The organism is Pseudomonas cuatrocienegasensis (assembly GCF_900110925.1).
Taxonomy (GTDB): Bacteria; Pseudomonadota; Gammaproteobacteria; order Pseudomonadales; family Pseudomonadaceae; genus Aquipseudomonas; species Aquipseudomonas cuatrocienegasensis.
In genome coordinates this window covers 35512-57825 of sequence record NZ_FOFP01000020.1, presented here as the reverse complement: position 1 = coordinate 57825, position 22314 = coordinate 35512, and the positions used below count along the sequence as shown (strand labels likewise).

Genomic DNA, 22314 nt, shown 5'->3' with positions numbered 1-22314 from the left:
ATGAAGGCAAATGCGGGCGTTTTCAAGCCCGCATGGCAGTCAGAGATACGCAAACGCGCGTTTAGGCCGGCATTTGACGCTGGGTGAGAACCTTATCGATCAGGCGATAGTTCACCGCCTCTTCACCACTCATGAAGCGGTCACGGTCAGTATCACGGGCGATCACATCGATTGGCTGACCAGTGTGATGCGCCAGAACCTGGTTCAAACGCTCACGAATGAAGAGAATTTCCTTGGCATGGATCTCGATATCCGAGGCCTGACCCTGGAAGCCGCCGAGCGGCTGGTGAATCATCATCCGCGAATGCGGCAGGCAGTAACGCTTGCCTGCAGCGCCACCCGCCAACAGCAGCGCACCCATGCTGCAAGCCTGGCCGATGCAGATGGTCGAGACGTCAGGCTTGATGAACTGCATGGTGTCATAGATCGACATACCCGCAGTCACCGAACCACCCGGCGAGTTGATGTACAGATGGATATCCTTGTCCGGGTTCTCTGCTTCCAGGAACAGCAGCTGAGCGGCGACCAGGTTGGCCATGTAGTCTTCGACCGGGCCGATCAGGAAGATCACGCGCTCCTTCAGGAGGCGCGAATAAATGTCATAGGCACGCTCACCGCGGGCCGACTGTTCGATCACCATGGGCACCAGGCCACCAGCGGCTTGGATGTCTGGCATTTGTTGCATAAAAGGATTGCGCGACATTCTTGCACTCGCTCCCTAGATAGTTGTTTCTCAAATACGCATAAGCCAGCACGAAGGCTGGCTTATGGTGTGCTCGAACGAGGTCAGAAAATCAGGCGGCTTGGGGTGCTTCCACCGGCTTGACAGCTTCTTCGTAGGAGACCGATTTATCGGTCACGTTAGCCTTCTGCAAAACAGTATCTACAACTTGCTCTTCGAGCACAACCGAACGTACTTCGTTCATTTGCTGGTCGTTCTTGTAGTACCAAGCCACTACTTGCTCAGGCTCTTGGTAGGCCGAGGCCATTTCCTGGATCATCTCGCGAACGCGCGCATCATCAGGCTTGAGGTCGAATTGCTTGACCACTTCAGCGACGATCAAACCCAGCACCACGCGGCGCTTGGCCTGCTCTTCGAACAGCTCGGCAGGCAGTTGATCCGGCTTGATGTTACCGCCGAACTGCTGAACAGCCTGTACACGCAGACGATTGACTTCGTTACCAATCAGCGCCTTCGGCACTTCAACCGGGTTGGCGGCCAGCAGACCTTCCATCACCTGGTTCTTGACCTTGGATTTGATGGCCTGGCGCAACTCGCGCTCCATGTTCTTGCGCACTTCTGCACGGAAACCTTCCAGCCCGCCTTCCTTGACGCCGAACAGGGCGAAGAAATCGTCATTCAGCTCAGGCAGTTGCGGCGCGGCCACGGCACTGACGCTAACGGTGAACTCGGCGGTTTTGCCGGCCAGGTCGAGGTTCTGATAGTCCTCAGGGAAGGTGGGCGTGATAACACGCTCTTCGCCTGCTTTCACACCTACCAGCGCGTCTTCAAAGCCCGGGATCATGCGGCCGGAGCCCAGCACCAGTTGAGTGCCCTTGGCGCTGCCACCGGCAAAAGCTTCGCCGTCGATCTTACCGACGAAGTCGATGGTCAACTGGTCGCCATTCTCGGCAGCACGCTCGGCCGCTTCAAAACGGGTGTTCTGCTTGCGCAGGATATCCAGCATGTTGTCCAGATCGGCATCAGCAACTTCAGCCTGCAGGCGCTCGATGGCGATACCGTCGAAACCACCCACTTCAAATTCCGGGAACACTTCAAAGGTGGCTACGTACTCGAGATCCTTGCCCTTCTCGAAGGACTTCGGCTCAACGGCCGGCGAACCGACCGGGTTCAACTTCTGCTCGACCACAGCTTCATAGAATGTGGCCTGAATCAGATCGCCCAGAGCTTCCTGGCGCGCCGCATCTTCATAACGCTGGCGGATGACGCTCATCGGTACTTTGCCGGGGCGGAAACCTGGAACCTTGGCACGACGGGCGGTCTGCTGCAGACGCTTGTTGACTTCGGTCTCGATGCGCTCGACAGAAACGCCAACAGTCATACGACGCTCAAGAGCAGAAGTGCTTTCAACAGAAACTTGCATGGATTTTCCTCGTTGCACAGACATAAGCCGCCGATTACCGGCCCCTAATTCAAGGGCATGCATTCTAGAGGGTCGATTTGCAGAAGTCACCCTAGATGCAGGCGGCAATCGGGAGGGAGTAAAAGATGGTGCGGACGGAGAGACTCGAACTCTCACGCCTTGCGGCGCTGGAACCTAAATCCAGTGTGTCTACCAATTCCACCACGTCCGCGTGGTAAAGCTTTTAATACAAAAACGCCAGGTATTCACCTGGCGCTTTGGAATATGGGGTGGACGATGGGGATCGAACCCACGACACCAGGAGTCACAATCCTGTGCTCTACCAACTGAGCTACGCCCACCATATTGCATGCTACTTGTGCCAAGACTGCCAAATGGCACGCCCGGCAGGACTCGAACCTGCGACCATCCGCTTAGAAGGCGGATGCTCTATCCAGCTGAGCTACGGGCGCCTATCCATCTGCAATTGCAGATTTAAAGCTTCGGCTTGGCAACTCTCACACATCGAGAGGATGCTGCTGCCGTCTTACCCAGCGACTGGCTGTGCTCGACAAGCGGGGCGAATGTTATAGAGGCGACACTAGGTCGTCAACAGGCCTGGCAAAAAAAATTCAGTTATTTAAAGGGGTTACGCGAAAAGACCGGACGCCGCCTTTGCCCACAGGCAGTGCCGTGCGAGAATACGCGCTCTTTTTCAATCCTTTCTTTATGGTTAATCACGCGCAATGACCGCACAACTGATCGATGGCAAGGCGATCGCCGCCAGCCTGCGCCAGCAGATTGCCCAACGCGTCACCGAACGTCGCCAGCAGGGCCTGCGCGCGCCCGGCCTGGCTGTGATCCTGGTGGGCAGCGACCCCGCCTCCCAGGTTTACGTTTCCCACAAGCGTAAAGACTGTGAAGAAGTCGGTTTCGTCTCCCAGGCCTACGACCTGCCAGCCACTACGGCTCAGGACGAGCTGATGGCCTTGATCGACCGCTTGAACGAAGACCCGGCCATCGATGGCATTCTGGTGCAGCTGCCGCTTCCGCAGAATCTCGACGCTTCTCTGCTACTTGAGCGCATTCGCCCGGACAAGGATGTAGACGGCTTTCACCCCTACAACATCGGCCGCCTCGCACAGCGCATGCCGCTGCTGCGCCCCTGCACCCCCAAGGGCATCATGACCCTGCTGCAAAGCACCGGCGTTGACCTGTACGGCCTGCATGCCGTGGTGGTGGGTGCATCGAATATCGTTGGCCGCCCCATGGCCATGGAGCTGCTGCTGGCCGGCTGCACCGTGACCGTCACCCACCGCTTCACCCGCGATCTGGCAATGCACGTCGGCCAAGCCGATATCGTGGTAGTCGCAGCAGGCAAGCCGGGCCTGGTAAAAGGCGAGTGGGTCAAGGAAGGCGCCATCGTCATCGACGTGGGCATCAACCGCCAGGACGACGGCAAGCTGATTGGCGATGTGGTCTATGAGACCGCCCTGCCCCGCGCCGGCTGGATCACCCCGGTACCAGGCGGCGTCGGTCCAATGACCCGCGCCGGACTGCTGGAAAACACCCTGCATGCTGCCGAGCACCTGCACGCCTAAAACGGCACCGCTTCCGGCTTAGCAAAACGGCACCTTCGGGTGCCGTTTTCGTGCCAGACCATATAGGCAAGCCTTGTCGGCTCTGGCTATGATCGCCACTCATGACGACTCAAGCCCCACTTCGCTCACCCTGCCCGCCTGGCGCCTGCACCTGTGAGCGCGAACGCCTGCTCGAAACGCCAGGCGTCGACACGCGCATTCTGCTGCTCACACGCCAGGAAGAAAAACGCCTGCTTGAGCGCCTGGAAAACCTGCAAAGTCTGCAAGACCTGGAAAACATGCAGCAGCGCATCTTCGCGCAGCTCGGCCTGCGCGTGACAACCCTGCCCGGCAGCAACGAAGTACGCAGCATGCGCGGCATCGCCATCGAACTGGGCGAGCTGCCCGGCCTGTGCCGCAAAACCCGCCAGGCCATTCCCGCCGCCATCCGCCGAGGCTTGGAAAAACGCCCGGAAATCGCTTATCGCCTGCTGGACGCCCACGACCTGTTCCGGGATAGCTAAGACCTGGGCAGTAAAAATGCCAGGCGCTTACTCGCAAGCTACTCAAGCACAAGCACCGATCACGGCCTGCCTCTCGGGCAAGGCGCTCAACTCTATTTGCAAGCACCTGCTGCTGAGCCGCATGGCCATCACGCCGTCCGCTACTATTGAGTGCATGCCCCGCCGGCTGAGCCGACAACGCGGGTAATACCTTCGACTGGCCAGCCACTGATGATTGCTCACACTCCGACGCTATTCGCCTCTGTCGCCCTGGTGGCCACCATCATGGCTTTCTGCCTGATACTGGTTGGGCAGCTCAATCGCCGCGACGGCCTATTCGCAACAGGCTGCGGCTTGGCCCTCCACGCACTGGCCTATGTCTGCTACACCCTGCACGGCCAGGCACCTCTCTGGCTGACCTACGGAGCAGCCAACGTGCTCCTGGCCACGGCGCTGACCTTCTATCTGGTAGGCCTGCTACGCATCCAGGGGATGAGCATCCCCTGGCGCAGACTGCTGAGCCTACCAGCGCTGATGCTCATCCTGATGATTTCCCTGATCAACACCCGAGAACCACGCATGCTGGCAGCCTGTTTGGTACTGATCGTGCAATGCTTGCTGCTCATCGGCTGCGCCTATCGACATGCAGCGCCAGGCGGGCGGGCGCACATCCTGCTGGTTATCGGCGGTGGCATCAGCCTCGTCGGCCTGCTGATGCGCGTCGGCGCGATACTGACCGGGGGCGCCGCCGAACTGCAATATGACGCGAGCAACTTCAAGCAGACCCTATCAGTCAGCATTGGCACGGTTACGGTCATGATGTTCTCCCTCGGCCTGGTACTGATCGCCAAGGAGCGCAGCGAGGCCAGCCTGCAACAGATGGCCTTGCGCGATGCACTGACTGGCACACTCAACCGCCGGGCAATTCTCGAGCAGCTAAGCGCAGAACTGGAGCGTGCGCGTCGCGCGCATACCTACCTGGCCGTTGCCATGCTCGACATCGACCATTTCAAGCGCATTAACGATGTGTACGGGCACTTAGCCGGCGATGAAGTACTTTGCCACTGCGTACAACACCTCAGACAGCGTCTGCGCCAGGCCGATAGCGTCGGCCGCTATGGCGGGGAAGAGTTTCTGCTGCTATTGACCGACACCACACCACAAGGTGCGTATGCGGCACTGGAAGCATTACGCAGCTCCATGGCCGCCGCTCCAGCGCATTTTGGCAACCTGAGCATCGACGTGCAGTTCAGTGCTGGCGTGTGGTGTGGCATACCCGGCCCTTACGACAGCGTGGCAAGCTTGCTGACCCAGGCTGACACGGCGCTCTATGCCGCCAAGGCCGCCGGACGCAACAGGGTGCAGGTAGCGGATACCGATAACCCGCCCTACACCCTGAATTAAGGCCTTACTCAGCCAGGCGCCAGGTCGTGGCCCCTTTACTGTCCTCAAGCACCACACCCATGGCTGCGAGCTGGTCACGGATACGGTCAGACTGCGCCCAGTTCTTCTCGGTTCGCGCTTGCAGGCGCGCGGCGATCAGCGCCTCAACCTCGAATGCATCGACCTTGCCGGCAGCACCCGCCTGCAGAAAGGCGTCGGGCTCAAGCTGCAACACACCCAGCACACTGGCCAGCTGTTTGAGCTGGGACGCCAAGCCGGCTGCAGCGTGCAGGTCAGACTCACGTAGGCGGTTGACCTCGCGAATCATCTCGAACAACACCGCGCAGGCTTCCGGGGAGTTGAAGTCATCGTCCATCGCCGCACTGAACCGCTCGACGAAGGCGTCGCCACCGGCAGCAGGAGCATCCGGCAGCCCCTTGAGGCCGTTATAGAAGCGCTCCAGCGCGCCCTTGGCTTCACGCAGGCTGTCCTCGGAGTAATTGATCGCACTGCGGTAGTGACTGGACACCAGCAGGTAACGCACCACTTCCGGGTGATACTTTTCCAGCACCTCACGAATGGTGAAGAAGTTGCCCAGGCTCTTGGACATCTTCTCGCCGTCCACACGCACCGCACCGGCATGCATCCAGGCGTTGGCGTAGAGCTTGCCGGTAGCGGCCTCGCTCTGGGCGATTTCGTTTTCGTGGTGCGGGAACACCAGGTCCGGGCCGCCGCCGTGAATGTCGAAGGTCTCGCCCAGGCAGCAGGTCGACATCACCGAGCACTCGATATGCCAGCCCGGACGACCCGCGCCCCAGGGCGATTCCCAGCTCGGCTCGCCCGGCTTGACGCCTTTCCACAGGACGAAATCCAGCGGGTCCTGCTTGGCTTCATCCACCTCGATACGCGCACCGATCTTCAGGTCTTCGATCTTCTTGCGTGACAGCTTGCCGTAGCCGACAAACTTGCCGACACGGTAATACACGTCGCCATTGCCAGGTGCATAGGCAAAGCCCTTGTCGATCAGGGTCTGGATCATCTCGTGCATACCGGCGATATGCCCGGTGGCACGCGGCTCCTGATCGGGACGCAGGACATTGAGGCGCGCCTCGTCTTCGTGCATGGCCGCAATCATGCGCTCGACCAGCGCCTCGAACGGTTCACCATTGTCATTGGCGCGCTTGATGATCTTGTCGTCGATGTCGGTGATATTGCGTACGTAGGTCACGTCATAGCCGCGATGGCGCAGCCAGCGGGTGACCACATCGAATGCCACCATCACCCGCGCATGACCGATATGACAGAAGTCATAAACCGTCATGCCGCACACATACATGCGCACCTGGTTACCCACCAGCGGTTTGAAGACGTCTTTGCTTTTGGTCAGCGTGTTGTAGATCGAGAGCATTGCAGTTCCTTGGAAACCACGGGCCAGCGTACCGACCCGGTTCTAATCAGAGCGACTGAGCCTTAGGCCCAGGAATCGCGCAGCGTTACGGTACGGTTGAATACCGGCGCACCCGGCTTGCTGTCCTTCATATCGGCGCAGAAGTAGCCTTCACGCTCGAACTGGAAGCGCTCTTCAGGCAGTGCCTCGCCAAGCGACGGTTCGGCGCGACAGCCCTTGAGCACCACCAGCGATGCGGGGTTGATATTGTCGAGGAAGCTGCCGCCGTCTTCGTCCTTTTCCGGGTTGGCGGAACGGAACAGGCGGTCGTACAGGCGCACTTCGCACTCAACGCTTTCAGCGGCCGGCACCCAGTGAATCACGCCTTTGACCTTGCGACCCTCGGGGTTCTTGCCCAGGGTGTTTTCGTCGTAGCTGCAGCGCAGTTCGATGATGTTGCCGTCGGCATCCTTGATCGCCTCATCGGCGCGAATCACGTAGCTGCCGCGCAGACGCGCTTCGCCACCGGGAATCAGGCGCTTAAAGCCGGCCGGCGGGACTTCTTCAAAGTCGCTGGCATCGATATAGATCTCGCGGCTGAACGGCAGCACACGCACGCCCATATCCTGTTTCGGGTGTCGCGGCAGCTCCAGGTTTTCGACCTGGCCTTCCGGGTAATTGGTAATCACCACTTTCAGCGGCTTGAGTACGCACATGGCGCGAGCGGCGTTGGCGTCCAAGTCCTCACGAATGGCGAACTCGAGCATGCCAATATCCACCACACCACCGGCGCGGTTTACACCGATCATGTCGCAGAAGGTGCGGATTGAGGCCGGGGTGTAACCACGGCGACGGAAGCCCGACAGGGTCGACATGCGCGGGTCATCCCAACCGTTGACATGCTTCTCATCGACCAGTTGCTTGAGCTTGCGCTTGCTGGTGATGGTGTAGTTCAGGTTAAGTCGGGCGAATTCGTACTGACGCGGCTGCGCTGGTACCGGCAGTTGCGCCAGGAACCACTCGTACAGCGGACGATGGTCCTCGAACTCCAGGGTGCAGATCGAATGGGTAACGCCTTCGATGGCGTCCGACTGACCGTGGGTGAAGTCGTAGCTGGGGTAGATGCACCACTTATCGCCGGTCTGATGGTGGTGAGCATGGCGAATGCGATAGAGAATCGGGTCGCGCAGGTTCATGTTCGGCGAGGCCATGTCGATCTTCGCGCGCAGGGCACGGGCGCCATCGGCGAACTCGCCGGCCTTCATGCGGGCGAACAGGTCGAGGTTTTCTTCGACACTGCGCTCACGAAACGGGCTGTTCTTGCCCGGCTCGGTGAGGTTGCCGCGGTATTCACGGGCCTGCTCTGGCGACAGATCGCAGACATAGGCCTTGCCGGCCTTGATCAGCTCCACGGCCCAGTCATGAAGCTGCTCGAAATAGTTGGAGGCATAGCGCTCTTCGCCCGCCCACTGGAAGCCCAGCCATTGCACGTCGCTCTTGATCGCGTCGATGTATTCCTGGTCTTCCTTGGCCGGGTTGGTGTCGTCGAAACGCAGGTTGCACTCGCCACCGAATTCCTTGGCCAGGCCAAAGTTCAGGCAGATCGACTTGGCGTGGCCGATATGCAGATAGCCGTTGGGCTCCGGCGGGAAGCGCGTAATGATCTTGCTGTGCTTGCCGGCATCCAGATCAGCCTGGACGATGGGGCGAAGAAAGTTGGCAGCGGCGACGGTTTCTGGCTTGCTCATGGTGTCCTTAGCGAGTGCGAGGCGCGGCTCAGAACCGGTTCGCGTGCACAAGGCAACGCTTGAACAGGCTCTCAGGGTAGGCCGACTTATACAAAGCGCTTATCATAGCCGAAGCTGTCAACCCCCTGACAGGCCCATGAGCCGGCTCGTTAACCATTGCCCGCCTCCCCATTGGCTGGCAACGCGACCAGCCACCGGTTATTTCGACAGAGTGACTACTCACATGATCAAGCTGCACACCAACCACGGCGTCATCACCCTCAACCTGTTCGAAGACAAAGCCCCGGAAACCGTGGCCAACTTCAAGGAATACGTGAAGAGCGGACATTACGACGGCACCGTGTTCCACCGCGTCATCAGCAATTTCATGATCCAGGGCGGCGGCTTCGAGCCGGGCATGAAGCAGAAAACCACCCGCGCACCGATCAAGAACGAAGCCAACAACGGCGTCGCCAACAAGGTCGGCACCGTGGCTATGGCGCGCACCATGGAGCCACACTCGGCCTCGGCGCAGTTCTTTATCAACGTCAGTGACAACAGCTTCCTCAACCACACTGCACCCACCGTGCAGGGCTGGGGCTACGCGGTATTCGGCGAAGTGGTCGAAGGCATGGACGTGGTCGAGAAAATCAAGGGCGTCGCCACCACCATGAAGTCGGGCCACCAGGACGTGCCAGTCGACGACGTGATCATCGAGCGTGCCGAGATCGTTGAGTGATTCTACTGATCTCCGATCTGCACCTTGAAGAACAACGCCCGGATATTACCCGGGCGTTTTTAGACTTCCTGCAACACCGCGCGCCGGCCGCCGATGCGCTGTATATCCTCGGCGATTTCTTTGAGGTGTGGGTCGGCGATGACGCCATCAGCCCGTTCCAGCGAGAGATCGCCACGGCCCTGCGCAAACTCAGCGACGCAGGCACACGCCTGTACCTGATGCACGGCAACCGCGACTTCATGCTGGGCAAGCGTTTTTGTCGGGAGGCTGGCTGCACCCTGCTACGCGACCCAAGCGTGGTCGAGCTTGAGGGCCACAAGGTGTTGCTGATGCATGGTGACAGCCTGTGCACCCTGGACGTCGGCTATATGAAGCTGCGCCGCTGGCTACGCAACCCGCTGAGCCTGTTCGTGCTACGCAACCTGCCCCTGGCCACACGCCAGCGCCTGGCCCGCAAACTGCGTGAGCAAAGCCAGCAACAGACGCGCATGAAAGCCAGCGCGATTGTCGACGTAACACCTTCGGTGGTGCCCGAAGTCATGGCGCAGCATGGTGTGCTGACCCTGATTCACGGCCATACCCACCGCCCGGCCGTGCACCGTCTGGAGGTCAATGATCAGCCCGCGCAGCGCATCGTGCTGGGCGACTGGGACCAGCAAGGCTGGGCCTTGCAGATCGATCAACAGGGTTTTCACCTGGCTCCCTTCGCCTTCGCACCCTGAGGGCGGGAGGCTCGACTGACGCGCGCTAAGCGCTTCAGGCTGCAGGTACACCGCTGTGAAAGCGAAACTCACTGTCGCTCGACTCGATCAACAGGCGCTCCGCCTCGCGCACCCGCTCGATAGCCTGATCCACATCCTGCTGCTCGCCATACTGATAGGCCAATTTCAGGTAGCCCTGAAAGTGCCGCGCTTCACTCTTCAGCAAGCCGAAGTAGAAACCCCCCAGCTCCTCGTCCAGGTGCGGCACCAGCGCCTCGAAACGCTCACAGCTACGCGCCTCGATAAATGCGCCCACCACCAGGGTGTCGACCAGCCGGTGCGGCTCATGGGGACGCACCAACTTACGCAGGCCAGACGCATAACGTGCCGCCGAGACCGGGCGCAGGCCAATATTGCGGCGTTTCATAAGGCGTAGCACCTGCTCGTGATGCACCAGCTCCTCGCGGGCCAGACGCGACATCATATTGATCAGGTCCAGGTGCGTGCTGTACTTGGCCATCAGGCTCAGCGCAGTACTGGCGGCCTTGAATTCGCAGTTCTTATGATCAATCAGCATGATCTCGGGATTGGCCAGCGCCGCCTCGACCCAGGCAGCCGGCGTACGGCAGCCGAGAAAGGCGTGGATCTCGGGCAGGGGCAGAGCGCGGGAGCGAGAAGGACGGGCTACAGCAGGGGCGATTTCGGCGTGCACAGGTATCGGCTCAAGGATGTCAGGGTGTCGGCGACCCTGGGTCGGGCGCCCATTATACGAATGACAGCCTGCACGGCCAGCCATGACCGTTGATACCGGTCAACGAACACCACCACCAGCGCCCTCTATAGTGTCAGTACACCCGCCTGTCACTGACAAGGAGAACAGCCATGCAAGCCATTCGCAGCATTCTGGTGCTGGTCACGCCGCAACACCCTGAGGCGCTGGCGCTCAAACGCGCCAAGCTGATTGCCGGCGTCACCGGCTCCCACCTGCACCTGCTCGCCTGCGACCCGCGGCATGATCACACCGCCTATCTGGACGAACTGCGCGTGACACTGCAGCAGGAAGGCTACAGCGTGTCAGCCGAACAAGCCTGGCATGACTCCTTGAACGACACCCTGATCCGCGTGCAACAGGCCGAGGGCTGTGGCCTGGTGGTCAAGCAGCACCTGCCGGACAACCCGCTGAAACGCGCCCTGCTCACCCCGGATGACTGGAAACTCCTGCGTTACTGCCCCTGCCCCGTACTAATGGTCAAGACCGAGCGCTCCTGGCAAGGCGGCACCATCCTGGCCGCCGTGGATGTCGGCAATGCCGACAGCGAGCACCGCACGCTGCACTCCAGCATTGTCAGCCATGGCTTTGACATCGCAGCCCTGGCCAAGGCTGAACTGCATGTGATCTCGGCTTACCCGGCGCCCATGCTCTCCGCCGCCGACCCCACCTTCCAACTGCGCGACACCATCGAGGCGCGCTACCGCTCACATTGCCAGGCCTTCCAGGCCGAATACGCGATCAGCGATGCGTGCCTGCACCTGGTCGAAGGGCCGGCCGACACGCTAATCCCCAAGGTCGCCCATGAACTCGATGCCGTAGTGACGGTGATCGGCACAGTCGCCCGCACCGGTCTATCAGGTGCGCTGATCGGCAATACGGCCGAAGTGATCCTCGACAGCCTGCACAGCGATGTACTGGTGCTCAAGCCCGACGACATCATCGACCATCTGGAAACCCTGGTGGCGCAGCGCTAGCGCTCTGCATCCAGCCCCTCGCGCAGGAAACGAGGGGCGATATAGCGGTGGTAGTGGGCTTCGGACAGCAGAAAGAACTCGCGGTCGATGGCGTCGCGCAGCTCCGGTAACTGCCAGCCGCGAAACTCCGGCAACAGCACCATGCCGTAGGCTTCCAACTGGTTGATGACACGCGCACCACGCGCAATCAGCTGATAGGCCCAGCAGTACGGCGACTGCTGAGGCACAAAACGAATCTTGCGCAGCTCCAACTGCTGGCGCAGCCGCTCAGCGTCGAAGACTTCCAGCTTGGCGGTCATCACCTGCACCAGCAAGACTTCCAGGCGCAGCCAGACCGCGCGTTTCTGCGCCTCATCGTAGGCATTCCAATCGATGACTTCATGGTGAAAACGCTTGCACCCACGGCATACCAGATCGCCGTAGACCGTGGAGCAGAGGCCGACACAGGGAGTCTTGATGCGCTGATTGGACATGAGGACGCACTACAGATGGACAACGGAGTGGCATCTTAGCCCTTTGTCTAAGGCAGATCACCCCCGCATGGGCGGGGGCTTTAGCTTAACTTTATCAAAGCTTTCCAGTAGAATCGGCCCGCCTTTAATAGGCGCCAATGTCCGTTGGAAGCTGTTTTCAAAGCGTCACGAGCACAGTTAATCCTGCAGGTACGATGCCGATACCAACCTCTCGCAAGCTCGGAGTGTGGGTATCGGCCCCTCATCTACCCCGTCCTGCCGGCGTAAAACTTTGAAAACAGCTTCTGGAAGAAATCCCTGAGACCTCGGCAACGTGGTGCAAAACGCCACACTGCGCGTCGTTCAGGGTTTTCTGGATCGCGTCCCGGACAACCCTTTGGGACCACTGATGAGGGTAATAACTGTGCTTGAAGCCTATCGCAAACACGTAGCAGAGCGTGCCGCTCAGGGTATCGTGCCCCAGCCGCTGAACGCCGAACAAACCGCAGGCCTGATCGAGCTGCTGAAAAACCCGCCTGCTGGCGAAGAAGAATTCCTCGTCGACCTGATCACCAACCGTGTACCGCCAGGCGTTGACGAAGCCGCCTACGTCAAGGCTGGTTTCCTCTCCGCCGTTGCCAAGGGCGAAGTCGCTTCCCCACTGATCAGCAAGCAACGCGCCACCGAACTGCTCGGCACCATGCAGGGCGGCTACAACATCGCCACCCTGGTCGAGTTGCTGGATGACACCGAGCTGGCTGCCACCGCCGCCGAACAGCTCAAGCACACCCTGCTGATGTTCGACGCCTTCCACGACGTTGCCGAAAAAGCCAAAGCGGGCAATGCCCACGCTCAAGGCGTGCTGCAGTCCTGGGCCGATGGCGAGTGGTTCAAGAAGCGCCCGACCCTGGCTGACAAGATCAGCCTGCGCGTGTTCAAGGTCACCGGCGAAACCAACACCGACGACCTGTCCCCTGCCCCAGACGCCTGGTCGCGCCCTGACATCCCGTTGCACGCCCTGGCCATGCTGAAAATGGCCCGCGAAGGCATCGTGCCTGACGTGCAAGGCTCCATCGGCCCGATGAAGCAGATCGCCCAGATGTACGGCGACGGCTTCCCGGTTGCCTACGTTGGCGACGTGGTTGGTACCGGCTCCTCGCGTAAATCCGCCACCAACTCGGTGCTGTGGTTCTTCGGCGACGACATTCCGTTCGTACCGAACAAGCGCGCTGGCGGCTTCTGCTTCGGCACCAAGATCGCACCGATTTTCTACAACACCATGGAAGACGCCGGCGCCCTGCCGATCGAATTCGATGTGTCGAACATCAACATGGGTGACGTGATCGACCTGTACCCGCATGCCGGCAAGGTCTGCAAGCACGGTACCGATGAAGTCATCACCACCTTTGAACTGAAAACCCCGGTTCTGCTCGACGAAGTTCGCGCTGGCGGCCGTATCCCGCTGATCATCGGCCGTGGTCTGACCGACAAGGCCCGTGCAGAGCTGGGCCTGGGCCCAACCGACCTGTTCAAACTGCCGGAAGCCCCGGTCGACACCGGCAAGGGCTACACCCTGGCCCAGAAGATGGTCGGCAAGGCCTGCGGCCTGCCGGAAGGCAAAGGCGTACGCCCTGGCACCTACTGCGAACCGAAGATGACCACCGTCGGCTCCCAGGACACCACTGGCCCGATGACCCGCGACGAGCTGAAAGACCTGGCATGCCTGGGCTTCTCCGCCGATCTGGTGATGCAGTCGTTCTGCCACACCGCCGCTTATCCGAAGCCAATCGACGTCACCACCCACCACACCTTGCCGGATTTCATCCGCACCCGTGGCGGCGTGTCCCTGCGTCCTGGCGACGGCATCATCCACAGCTGGCTGAACCGCATGCTGCTGCCGGACACCGTCGGCACCGGTGGTGACTCGCACACCCGCTTCCCGATCGGTATCTCCTTCCCGGCCGGTTCCGGTCTGGTTGCCTTCGCCGCTGCCACTGGCGTCATGCCGCTAGATATGCCGGAGTCGGTACTGGTGCGCTTCAAGGGCAAACTGCAACCGGGCATCACCCTGCGTGACCTGGTCCATGCAATCCCTTACGTGGCCATCCAGAAAGGCCTGCTGACCGTCGAGAAGAAAGGCAAGAAGAACATCTTCTCCGGCCGCATCCTCGAGATCGAAGGCCTGGACGAGCTGACCGTTGAGCAGGCATTCGAGCTGTCCGACGCCTCCGCCGAGCGTTCCGCTGCTGGTTGCACCATCAAGCTGCCGGAAAAGGCCATCGCCGAGTACCTGCGTTCGAACATCACCCTGCTGCGCTGGATGATCAGCGAAGGCTACGGCGATGCACGCACCATGGAACGTCGCGCTCAAGCGATGGAAGCCTGGTTGGCCGATCCGAAGCTGATGGCAGCCGACAAGGACGCCGAGTACGCCGAAATCATCGAAATCGACCTGGCCGACATCAACGAGCCGGTGCTGTGCGCACCGAACGACCCGGATGACGCCCGCCTGCTCTCGACCGTTCAGGGCGAGAAGATCGACGAAGTGTTTATCGGTTCGTGCATGACCAACATCGGTCATTTCCGCGCTGCCGGCAAGTTGCTGGAGCAGGTCAAGGGCCAACTGCCGACGCGTCTGTGGCTGTCGCCGCCGACCAAGATGGACGCTCACCAGCTGACCGAAGAAGGCTACTACGGCATCTACGGCAAGGCTGGCGCGCGCATGGAAATGCCGGGCTGCTCGCTGTGCATGGGTAACCAGGCACGAGTTGAGCCGAACTCGACGGTCGTTTCGACCTCGACCCGTAACTTCCCGAACCGTCTGGGTGACGGCGCCAACGTGTACCTGGCCTCTGCCGAACTGGCAGCTGTCGCTTCGATTCTCGGCAAACTGCCGACCGTCGAGGAGTACATGGAGTACGCGAAGAACATCGACAGCATGGCTGCCGACGTTTACCGCTACCTGAGCTTCGACCAGATTGCCGAGTTCCGCGAGGCAGCTGCGAACGCCCAGATCCCGGTCGTTCAAGCCTAAGCGTCAACGCATCAGAGAAACCCCGCCCAGTGCGGGGTTTTCTTTGCCCGCTGATTTTTCCCCGAGTACAGCGCCGAGCCCTCGACAAATACCTGCAGCCCCGCTATGTTCCGCGACAGGCCACCACAGTGGCCAGCGTCGCTCGGACGGTTCCGGGCGCTTACGTACTTCGAGGACAACATGGCTGATACCGCCAAGCGCCGTTTTGCGCGCATCGATCGACTCCCCCCCTACGTTTTCAACATCACTGCCGAACTGAAGATGGCGGCTCGCCGACGCGGCGAGGACATCATCGACTTCAGCATGGGCAACCCGGATGGGCCAACGCCACCACATATCGTCGAGAAGCTGGTGCAGGTCGCCCAGCGTGAAGACACCCATGGCTACTCCACCTCACGGGGTATTCCGCGCCTGCGTCGCGCCATCTCGCGCTGGTACAAGGATCGCTATGCCGTGGACATCGACCCGGAAAGCGAAGCCATCGTCACCATCGGCTCCAAGGAAGGCCTGGCGCACCTGATGCTGGCAACCCTGGACCATGGCGATACCGTGTTGGTACCCAACCCGAGTTACCCCATTCATATCTACGGTGCGGTGATCGCCGGCGCTCAGGTACGCTCGGTGCCCCTGGTGCCTGGCGTGGACTTCTTCGCCGAGCTGGAGCGGGCAATCCGCGAGTCGATCCCCAAGCCGAAAATGATGATTCTCGGCTTCCCTTCCAACCCCACCGCACAATGCGTGGAGCTGGATTTCTTCGAGCGCGTGGTAGCCCTGGCCAAGCAGTACGATGTGCTGGTGGTGCACGACCTGGCGTACGCCGACATTGTCTATGACGGCTGGACCGCGCCCTCGATCATGCAGATACCTGGGGCCAAGGACATCGCGGTGGAGTTTTTCACCCTGTCGAAAAGCTACAACATGGCCGGCTGGCGCATTGGCTTTATGGTCGGCAACCCTGAACTGGTCAACGCCTTGGCCAGGATCAAGAGCTATCACGACTACGGCACCTTCACGCCGCTGCAGGTCGCGGCTATCGCGGCGCTGGAAGGTGACCAGCAGTGCGTGCGCGATATTGCCGAGCAATATCGGCAGCGTCGCAATGTGCTGGTCAAGGGCCTGCATGAGTGCGGCTGGATGGTCGAAAACCCCAAGGCTTCGATGTATGTCTGGGCGAAGATTCCCGAACCCTATGCGGCCATGGGCTCGCTGGAGTTCGCCAAGAAGCTGCTGCTTGAGGCCAAGGTTTGCGTGTCACCCGGCCTGGGCTTTGGCGATTACGGCGATGACCATGTGCGCTTTGCCCTGATCGAAAATCAGGATCGTATCCGCCAGGCCGTGCGGGGTATCCGCGCGATGTTCCGAGCCGACGGCCTGATCCAGCCTGCCGCACCGGTTAAACCGCGCAAATCGCCTGCCGCTTCCGAGTGACCTCTGCCCTGCCCGGCCATGCGCCGGGCAGGCAACCCGCACTATTGTTCAGCCCGAATAATCGAGCACCGTCCATACCCGGCTGATGCCATCACGGATCATGCAGTCCGTAGCATCCAGCTGCGCGTTATGGTGCACCGACATCAGCGTGGTGGTGCCCTCAGCGGCGTCGGCACGTTCGGTCAGCCACTGCACCCGCCCGCAATTAGCCGTCTCGATGACATAACTGGCTGCCACTGCCGAACGCTGGCTGGGAAGCCGGATGGCGTCGATCACCGTACCGTGAACCTCGGTACGCCGCCCGTCGGCCACTAGCACAGCCCAGGCCTGGTCATTTTCGATCACCAGGTAGGAGCCATTGGCCTTGGGCTGATCGAGCTGCGGCTGGGCACATCCGCCAAGCAGGCACAGTAACACCAGTGTCATCAGGATCTGTTGCATTGGTATCGGCTCCTCTGTGGCGGGCCCGGAGCGAAAGCCGGCCTACCCGCCACCACACGTCAGTGAATGGGTCTGGGCACACTATTATCGAATACTGTTTATTTGTACAGTACTTTTCGATTACCCTGTCTTCACCCTATTCAAACCGGCCAACGCAATCGCGTAACTGGCCTTTCGCACAGTCATCATCAGGAGCAATCCCATGCTGGACGTCCTGCAGCTCAAACACACAGTCAACCGCACGCCCCTGGACAAGGTTCGCGCCACAGTCGAGGAGTTGCACCTCGAAGGCATCGTCACCGAAGGCAAAACCCCCTTCAACCGCGTGCATTTCAATACCTGTTTTGCCGAGATTGAGGCCCTGCTGCAGCGCGCGGGTTACCACCGCCCTCTGGATGTGGTGGGGTACCAAGGCCAGGCGTATGCCATGTTCGATCCCAGCCGCTGGCAGGCGGTCGATGTGCTGCGCTGGCTCAAGGACTTTGTCGAAGAGGCCCAGGCACGCCCAGCGTCCTGAGCAAGGGCTGCTCCGTCTGTCGGCCGCTGCGGAACCAATACGCAAAGCCGCAACCGAACGGGAGCGCTCCTGCTCTGACCCGAGGCTCTCGTGATTGATCTCACTACCTGGAACCTGTCCGTTCCTGTTTCGCCCGCCACTCTCACGGTCGAAACGGCCCGTCTGAACAATGGCTATGAGAGCGGGTATTTTCGCCGTCATGGCGATGGCAGCGTCACCTTCTGGGTACCTGTCACCGGCGCGCCCACCGAAGACGCTCGCTACCCACGCAGCGAGCTGCGCGAAACCCAGGCCGATGGCAGCCTGAGTTACTGGTATCACGCCAGCGCTGACAACTACCTGAGCGCCGTGCTCAGCGTTGCCCAGGTACCGAGCAACAACAAGATCGTCATCGGCCAGATACACAGCAAGGACGAGCCGGGCAGCGACAACGATCCGCTGATCAAGCTGCAGTATCACTACCTGCGCGGTGTCGGCCGCCTCGAACTGTTGTTACGCAAGCGACCTGGCGATAAGGAAGTGCAGAACATCCTGTTGGCGCAGAACATCCAGCTCAACGAACGTTTCGGCTACGACCTGCGCCTGACGCCTAGCGGCCGTTTGGGTGTCAGTGTGCAGAGCACCCAGGGCGACAAGGGTGGCTTCTACCAGCAACTGAGCGGTTACTGGAGCAAGCAACAGCTGTACTTCAAGGCCGGGGCTTATATTCAGGACAACAGCGGCCCCTCCAATGAGGGAGGCCGGGTCACCTTCTACTGGCTCAATAGCCTGCACCGCTGATTGGCCGAGTTGTACACTCGCACTCTTTTAGCCGGATGACGCCCATGGCCCGCCTGACGCTGAAGTTTCCCGAAGACCAGTTCTGCTACAACACCCACCTGACCGTGCGGGTGACCGATATCAATGCGGCCAACCACCTCGGTAACGACTCGATGATCTCGATGATTTCCGAGGCCCGCGCGCGCTTTCTTTTCGAGTTTGGCATCGAGGAAACCCGCGAGGATGGCACGGGCATTATCGTCACCGACCTGGCAACGACTTACCGCGCCGAGGCCCATGCCCGTGATCAGTTGCTGTTCGAGGTCGGCGTGATGGACTTCAACCGCTACGGCGGCGACATCACCTTCCGCATCAGCCGCCCGGCCGATGGTGCCCTCGTCGCCATGGCCAAGTCTGGCTTCGTCTTCTTCAACTACAAAACAGCCAAGGTCGTCGCCATGCCAACGGCATTCAGTGACAAATTCCCCAAGGCAAACTGGCTCGACTGAGCACGCGGCACGTTCACTGCATCGCTCCCGCCGTTCTCTCATCGAGCGGGAGTCGCCCATGTCTACACCCAACGCCAACCGCCCTGCCAGCTTGTGCAGCAGTCTGCTTGCCCTTGTGCTCTTCAGCTTGCCGCTACCCACTCAGGCCCAGGCCGAAACAGCGTACTGCGCCCCCGGCATGAACCTGCCCAAGTATTCAGATACGCACCAAAGCGGGGACAGCGCGCCTTAATCGGGTGCAGGACCATCAGCAAAACCCACGAAGCAGACAGGCCCACTAGCGGCAGCACGGGGCCTGGCGACTTGGCACACAGTCTGCATTAACCAGCTGACAAGGTATTACACAGTGCGGTGCTCAACGATGAGCCTCGCACGCCCCGAGAGAACGGGGCCTGGACAAAGGCGTCCTCGCTAGGTGACTAGCGGGACGCCTTTTTTGTTTGCGCGCGTTTTAACCAGGAGATGGCCGGCATGCAGAAACTCAAGCTGGTAATGATCGGCAATGGCATGGCAGGTGTTCGCACCCTCGAAGAGCTGATCAAGCTCGCCCCCGACCTCTACGACATTACGGTGTTCGGTGCCGAGCCACACCCCAACTACAACCGCATTCTGCTCTCGCCAGTACTGGCCGGCGAGCAGACCTTCGAGGAGATCGTGCTCAACGACCTCAACTGGTATGCGGACAACGGCATCAAGTTACTGCTCGGGCGCAAGGTGGTGAAGATCGACCGCAAGGCCCGCGTGGTCGTCGCAGATGATGGCAGCCAGGCCGAGTACGATCGCCTGCTTATCGCCACCGGTTCCAACCCCTTTATCCTGCCGATTCCCGGCAAGGATCTACAGGGCGTGATCGGCTATCGCGACATTGCCGACACCCAGATGATGATGGCAACCGCCAAGACCCATAAGCACGCGGTCGTCATCGGCGGCGGCCTGCTCGGCCTGGAAGCGGCCAACGGCCTCAAACTACGCGGCATGGACGTGACCGTGGTACATATCGGCGACTGGCTGCTGGAGCGCCAGCTCGATGTCACCGCCGGGCGCTTGCTGCAGCAATCCCTGGAAGATCGCGGCCTGAAGTTTTTGCTGCCCAAACATACCGCCGAACTGCTCGACAACGGCGAAGGTCGGGTCTGCGCGGTGAAGTTCAAGGACGGCGAGGTGATCCCCGCCGACCTGGTGGTGATGGCCGCCGGCATCCGCCCCAACAGCGACCTGGCGGAACAAGCCGGTATCGCCTGCAACCGCGGCATCCTGGTCAACGACACCCTGCAGACCTTCGACCCGCGGGTTTACGCCATCGGCGAATGTGCCAGCCACCGCGGCATCGCCTACGGCCTGGTCGCGCCGCTGTTTGAACAGGCCAAGGTTTGCGCCAACCACCTGGCCCAGCTCGGTTTCGCCCGCTACCAGGGCTCGGTGACCTCAACCAAGCTGAAAGTCACCGGCATCGACTTGTTTTCCGCCGGTGAATTTATGGGCGGCGAAGGCACGGAGACCATCACCCTCTCCGACCCCATCGGCGGCGTGTACAAGAAGCTGGTAATCAAGGACGACGTGCTGGTCGGCGCCTGCCTGTATGGCGACACCGCCGACGGCGGCTGGTACTTCCGGCAGATCCGCGAAAACTACAATGTCAGCGAGATCCGCGACCACCTGATGTTCGGCGAAAACGCCATCGGCGACACCGGCCACCAGGGCCAGAGCAAGGCCATGTCGATGCCCGATGACATGGAAGTGTGCGGCTGTAACGGCGTGTGCAAAGGCACCATCGTCAAGGCCATCCAGGAGCACGGCCTGTTCTCGGTCGATGAGGTCAAAAAGCAGACCAAGGCCGCCAGTTCCTGCGGCTCCTGCGCCGGCCTGGTCGAGCAGATCTTGATCAACACCGTGGGCGGCGCGGCGGATGTGAAGCCGAAGAGCGAAAAAGCCATCTGCGGCTGCAGCGACCTTAACCACGGGCAGATCCGCAAAGCCATCCGTGACGAGCACCTGACCAGCATCCCGGCGGCCATGGCCTTCCTCAACTGGAGCACGCCAAACGGCTGCGCCACCTGCCGCCCGGCGCTGAACTACTACCTGATTTCCACCTGGCCGGGCGAGGCCAAGGACGACCCACAGTCGCGCTTTATCAACGAACGCGCCCACGCCAATATCCAGAAAGACGGCACCTACTCGGTGATTCCGCGGATGTGGGGCGGCGTGACCAATGCTTCGGAGCTGCGCCGCATCGCCGATGTAGCCGACAAGTACAACGTGCCCATGGTCAAGGTCACCGGCGGGCAGCGCATCGACCTGCTGGGGATCAAGAAAGACGACCTGCCGGGCGTATGGAAAGACCTCGATATGCCGTCCGGCCACGCCTATGGCAAATCCATTCGCACCGTGAAGACCTGCGTCGGCAGTGAGTTCTGCCGCTTCGGCACACAAAACAGCACGCAGATGGGCATCGACCTGGAACACGCGTTGTTCAACATGTGGTCGCCGCACAAGGTCAAGCTGGCGGTCTCCGGCTGCCCGCGCAACTGCGCCGAATCCGGCATCAAGGACGTTGGCATCATCGGCGTCGACTCCGGCTGGGAGCTGTATATCGGTGGCAACGGCGGGATCAAGACCGAGGCCGGCGAGTTCTTCGTCAAGCTCAAGACCGCCGAAGAAGTCATGGAATACAGCCTGGCCTTCCTCCAGCTCTACCGCGAGGAAGCCTTCTACCTCGAGCGCACCGTGCACTACCTGCAGCGCGTCGGCATGGAACACATCAAGCAAGGCGTGCTGGAAGATGCCGAACGGCGCAAGGCCCTGCACGAGCGCCTGCTGTTCTCCCTGTCGTTCGAGCAGGACCCGTGGAAGGAGCAGCTGGCCAAACCGCAGTTGAAGAAAGAATTCGACCGTATCGCGCTGCAGCAACTGGAGGCGCACGCATGAACTGGCTGGATATCTGCGACCTGGAAGAAATCAACGTACTGGGCTCACGAATTGTCAGCGGTCCGAAAGGCGATATCGCGCTTTTCAGGACTTCCGCAGATGAAGTCTTCGCCCTCGACGACCGCTGCCCGCACAAGGGCGGCCCGCTGTCGCAAGGCATCATCTACGGCAAGCGCGTGGCCTGCCCGCTGCACAACTGGCAGATAGAGCTGGAGTCCGGCAAAGCCGTGGCCCCGGACCAGGGTTGCGCCCACCGGCACCCGACCAAGGTGGAAAACGGCCGGGTGCTGCTGGCACTCGCGCCACACAACTAGCCCACCTTGTGGGAGGCGCTTCAGCGGCGACTGTCGCGGCGACGCCTGCATGGATGGCAGGACGCCCGAGCTAAAGCCCTCCCAC

Annotated in this window: 20 protein-coding genes and 3 tRNA genes; 13 read left to right on the top strand and 10 right to left on the bottom strand. The window is 60.8% G+C overall.

What is annotated here, in order from left to right:
- Positions 1-61: 61 nt before the first annotated feature.
- From clpP to BMW49_RS21135, 5 genes are all read right to left on the bottom strand, one after another.
- Positions 62-703, bottom strand: a complete 642-nt coding sequence (clpP, locus tag BMW49_RS21155) for an ATP-dependent Clp endopeptidase proteolytic subunit ClpP (RefSeq protein WP_069519699.1) — start codon at positions 701-703, stop codon at positions 62-64.
- Positions 704-794: 91 nt separating this feature from the next.
- Positions 795-2105, bottom strand: a complete 1311-nt coding sequence (gene tig, locus BMW49_RS21150; protein WP_069519700.1) for a trigger factor — start codon at positions 2103-2105, stop codon at positions 795-797.
- A gap of 126 nt (positions 2106-2231) precedes the next feature.
- A tRNA-Leu gene (locus BMW49_RS21145) sits at positions 2232-2316 on the bottom strand.
- Between the two features lie 54 nt (positions 2317-2370).
- Positions 2371-2446, bottom strand: a tRNA-His gene (locus BMW49_RS21140).
- A gap of 34 nt (positions 2447-2480) precedes the next feature.
- Positions 2481-2557 (bottom strand) — tRNA-Arg (locus BMW49_RS21135).
- Between the two features lie 273 nt (positions 2558-2830).
- Between BMW49_RS21135 and folD the strand changes: the two genes are divergently transcribed.
- From folD to BMW49_RS21120, 3 genes are all read left to right on the top strand, one after another.
- Complete coding sequence (gene folD / locus BMW49_RS21130) at positions 2831-3685, top strand: bifunctional methylenetetrahydrofolate dehydrogenase/methenyltetrahydrofolate cyclohydrolase FolD (protein WP_069519701.1); 855 nt, start codon at positions 2831-2833, stop codon at positions 3683-3685.
- A 101-nt stretch (positions 3686-3786) separates the two neighbouring features.
- Entirely contained in the window at positions 3787-4188 is a 402-nt protein-coding gene (locus BMW49_RS21125) for a hypothetical protein (RefSeq protein WP_069519702.1), read from the top strand.
- Between the two features lie 210 nt (positions 4189-4398).
- A complete protein-coding gene (locus BMW49_RS21120) occupies positions 4399-5571 on the top strand; it encodes a GGDEF domain-containing protein (RefSeq protein WP_069519703.1) in 1173 nt (390 codons plus the stop codon).
- A 4-nt stretch (positions 5572-5575) separates the two neighbouring features.
- Here the strand turns inward: BMW49_RS21120 and cysS are convergent, their stop codons facing one another.
- Together cysS and BMW49_RS21110 are read right to left on the bottom strand one after the other, a co-directional pair.
- Positions 5576-6958, bottom strand: a complete 1383-nt coding sequence (cysS, locus tag BMW49_RS21115; protein WP_069519704.1) for a cysteine--tRNA ligase — start codon at positions 6956-6958, stop codon at positions 5576-5578.
- A gap of 62 nt (positions 6959-7020) precedes the next feature.
- On the bottom strand, positions 7021-8685 hold the full coding sequence (locus tag BMW49_RS21110; protein ID WP_069519705.1) for a glutamine--tRNA ligase/YqeY domain fusion protein: 1665 nt from the start codon (positions 8683-8685) through the stop codon (positions 7021-7023).
- A 223-nt stretch (positions 8686-8908) separates the two neighbouring features.
- Here BMW49_RS21110 and BMW49_RS21105 point away from each other — a divergent pair, with 223 nt between their 5' ends.
- Positions 8909-9403 carry a peptidylprolyl isomerase gene (locus BMW49_RS21105; RefSeq protein WP_069519706.1) on the top strand — a complete coding sequence of 165 codons (495 nt, stop codon included), beginning with the start codon at positions 8909-8911 and terminating at the stop codon, positions 9401-9403.
- Positions 9400-10125, top strand: a complete 726-nt coding sequence (gene lpxH / locus BMW49_RS21100; RefSeq protein ID WP_069519707.1) for a UDP-2,3-diacylglucosamine diphosphatase — start codon at positions 9400-9402, stop codon at positions 10123-10125. The genes BMW49_RS21105 and lpxH overlap by 4 nt, the downstream gene beginning before the upstream one ends.
- Before the next feature lie 34 nt (positions 10126-10159).
- Here the strand turns inward: lpxH and BMW49_RS21095 are convergent, their stop codons facing one another.
- Entirely contained in the window at positions 10160-10765 is a 606-nt protein-coding gene (locus tag BMW49_RS21095) for a MiaE family protein (RefSeq protein WP_069519747.1), read from the bottom strand.
- 221 nt (positions 10766-10986) lie between these two features.
- Between BMW49_RS21095 and BMW49_RS21090 the strand changes: the two genes are divergently transcribed.
- A complete protein-coding gene (locus tag BMW49_RS21090) occupies positions 10987-11850 on the top strand; it encodes a universal stress protein (RefSeq protein WP_069519708.1) in 864 nt (287 codons plus the stop codon).
- Here the strand turns inward: BMW49_RS21090 and BMW49_RS21085 are convergent.
- Complete coding sequence (locus tag BMW49_RS21085; protein WP_069519709.1) at positions 11847-12323, bottom strand: DUF1289 domain-containing protein; 477 nt, start codon at positions 12321-12323, stop codon at positions 11847-11849. The genes BMW49_RS21090 and BMW49_RS21085 overlap by 4 nt on opposite strands.
- 403 nt (positions 12324-12726) lie before the next feature.
- Here BMW49_RS21085 and acnB point away from each other — a divergent pair, with 403 nt between their 5' ends.
- Positions 12727-15336: a bifunctional aconitate hydratase 2/2-methylisocitrate dehydratase gene (acnB, locus tag BMW49_RS21080; RefSeq protein ID WP_069519710.1), complete on the top strand. Its 2610-nt coding sequence runs from the start codon at positions 12727-12729 to the stop codon at positions 15334-15336.
- Positions 15337-15516: 180 nt separating this feature from the next.
- Positions 15517-16764, top strand: coding sequence for an alanine transaminase (alaC, locus tag BMW49_RS21075; RefSeq protein ID WP_069519711.1), 1248 nt, complete (start codon positions 15517-15519; stop codon positions 16762-16764).
- 48 nt (positions 16765-16812) lie between these two features.
- Here the strand turns inward: alaC and BMW49_RS21070 are convergent, their stop codons facing one another.
- On the bottom strand, positions 16813-17205 hold the full coding sequence (locus BMW49_RS21070) for a hypothetical protein (RefSeq protein ID WP_069519712.1): 393 nt from the start codon (positions 17203-17205) through the stop codon (positions 16813-16815).
- A gap of 202 nt (positions 17206-17407) precedes the next feature.
- Here BMW49_RS21070 and BMW49_RS21065 point away from each other — a divergent pair, with 202 nt between their 5' ends.
- The 5 genes from BMW49_RS21065 (at position 17408) to nirD (ending at position 22229) form a co-directional block, all read left to right on the top strand.
- Complete coding sequence (locus BMW49_RS21065; protein ID WP_069519713.1) at positions 17408-17722, top strand: transcriptional regulator; 315 nt, start codon at positions 17408-17410, stop codon at positions 17720-17722.
- Between the two features lie 90 nt (positions 17723-17812).
- The gene (locus tag BMW49_RS21060; protein ID WP_069519714.1) at positions 17813-18502 is read left to right on the top strand and encodes a polysaccharide lyase family 7 protein; all 690 of its coding nucleotides are present in this window, start codon (positions 17813-17815) and stop codon (positions 18500-18502) included.
- 44 nt (positions 18503-18546) lie between these two features.
- Positions 18547-18990: a thioesterase family protein gene (locus tag BMW49_RS21055; protein ID WP_069519715.1), complete on the top strand. Its 444-nt coding sequence runs from the start codon at positions 18547-18549 to the stop codon at positions 18988-18990.
- 471 nt (positions 18991-19461) lie between these two features.
- Positions 19462-21915 (top strand): nitrite reductase large subunit NirB, encoded by a 2454-nt coding sequence (nirB, locus tag BMW49_RS21050; RefSeq protein ID WP_069519716.1) that lies wholly within the window; start codon positions 19462-19464, stop codon positions 21913-21915.
- Entirely contained in the window at positions 21912-22229 is a 318-nt protein-coding gene (nirD, locus tag BMW49_RS21045) for a nitrite reductase small subunit NirD (protein WP_069519717.1), read from the top strand. The genes nirB and nirD overlap by 4 nt, the downstream gene beginning before the upstream one ends.
- Positions 22230-22314 lie beyond the last annotated feature (85 nt).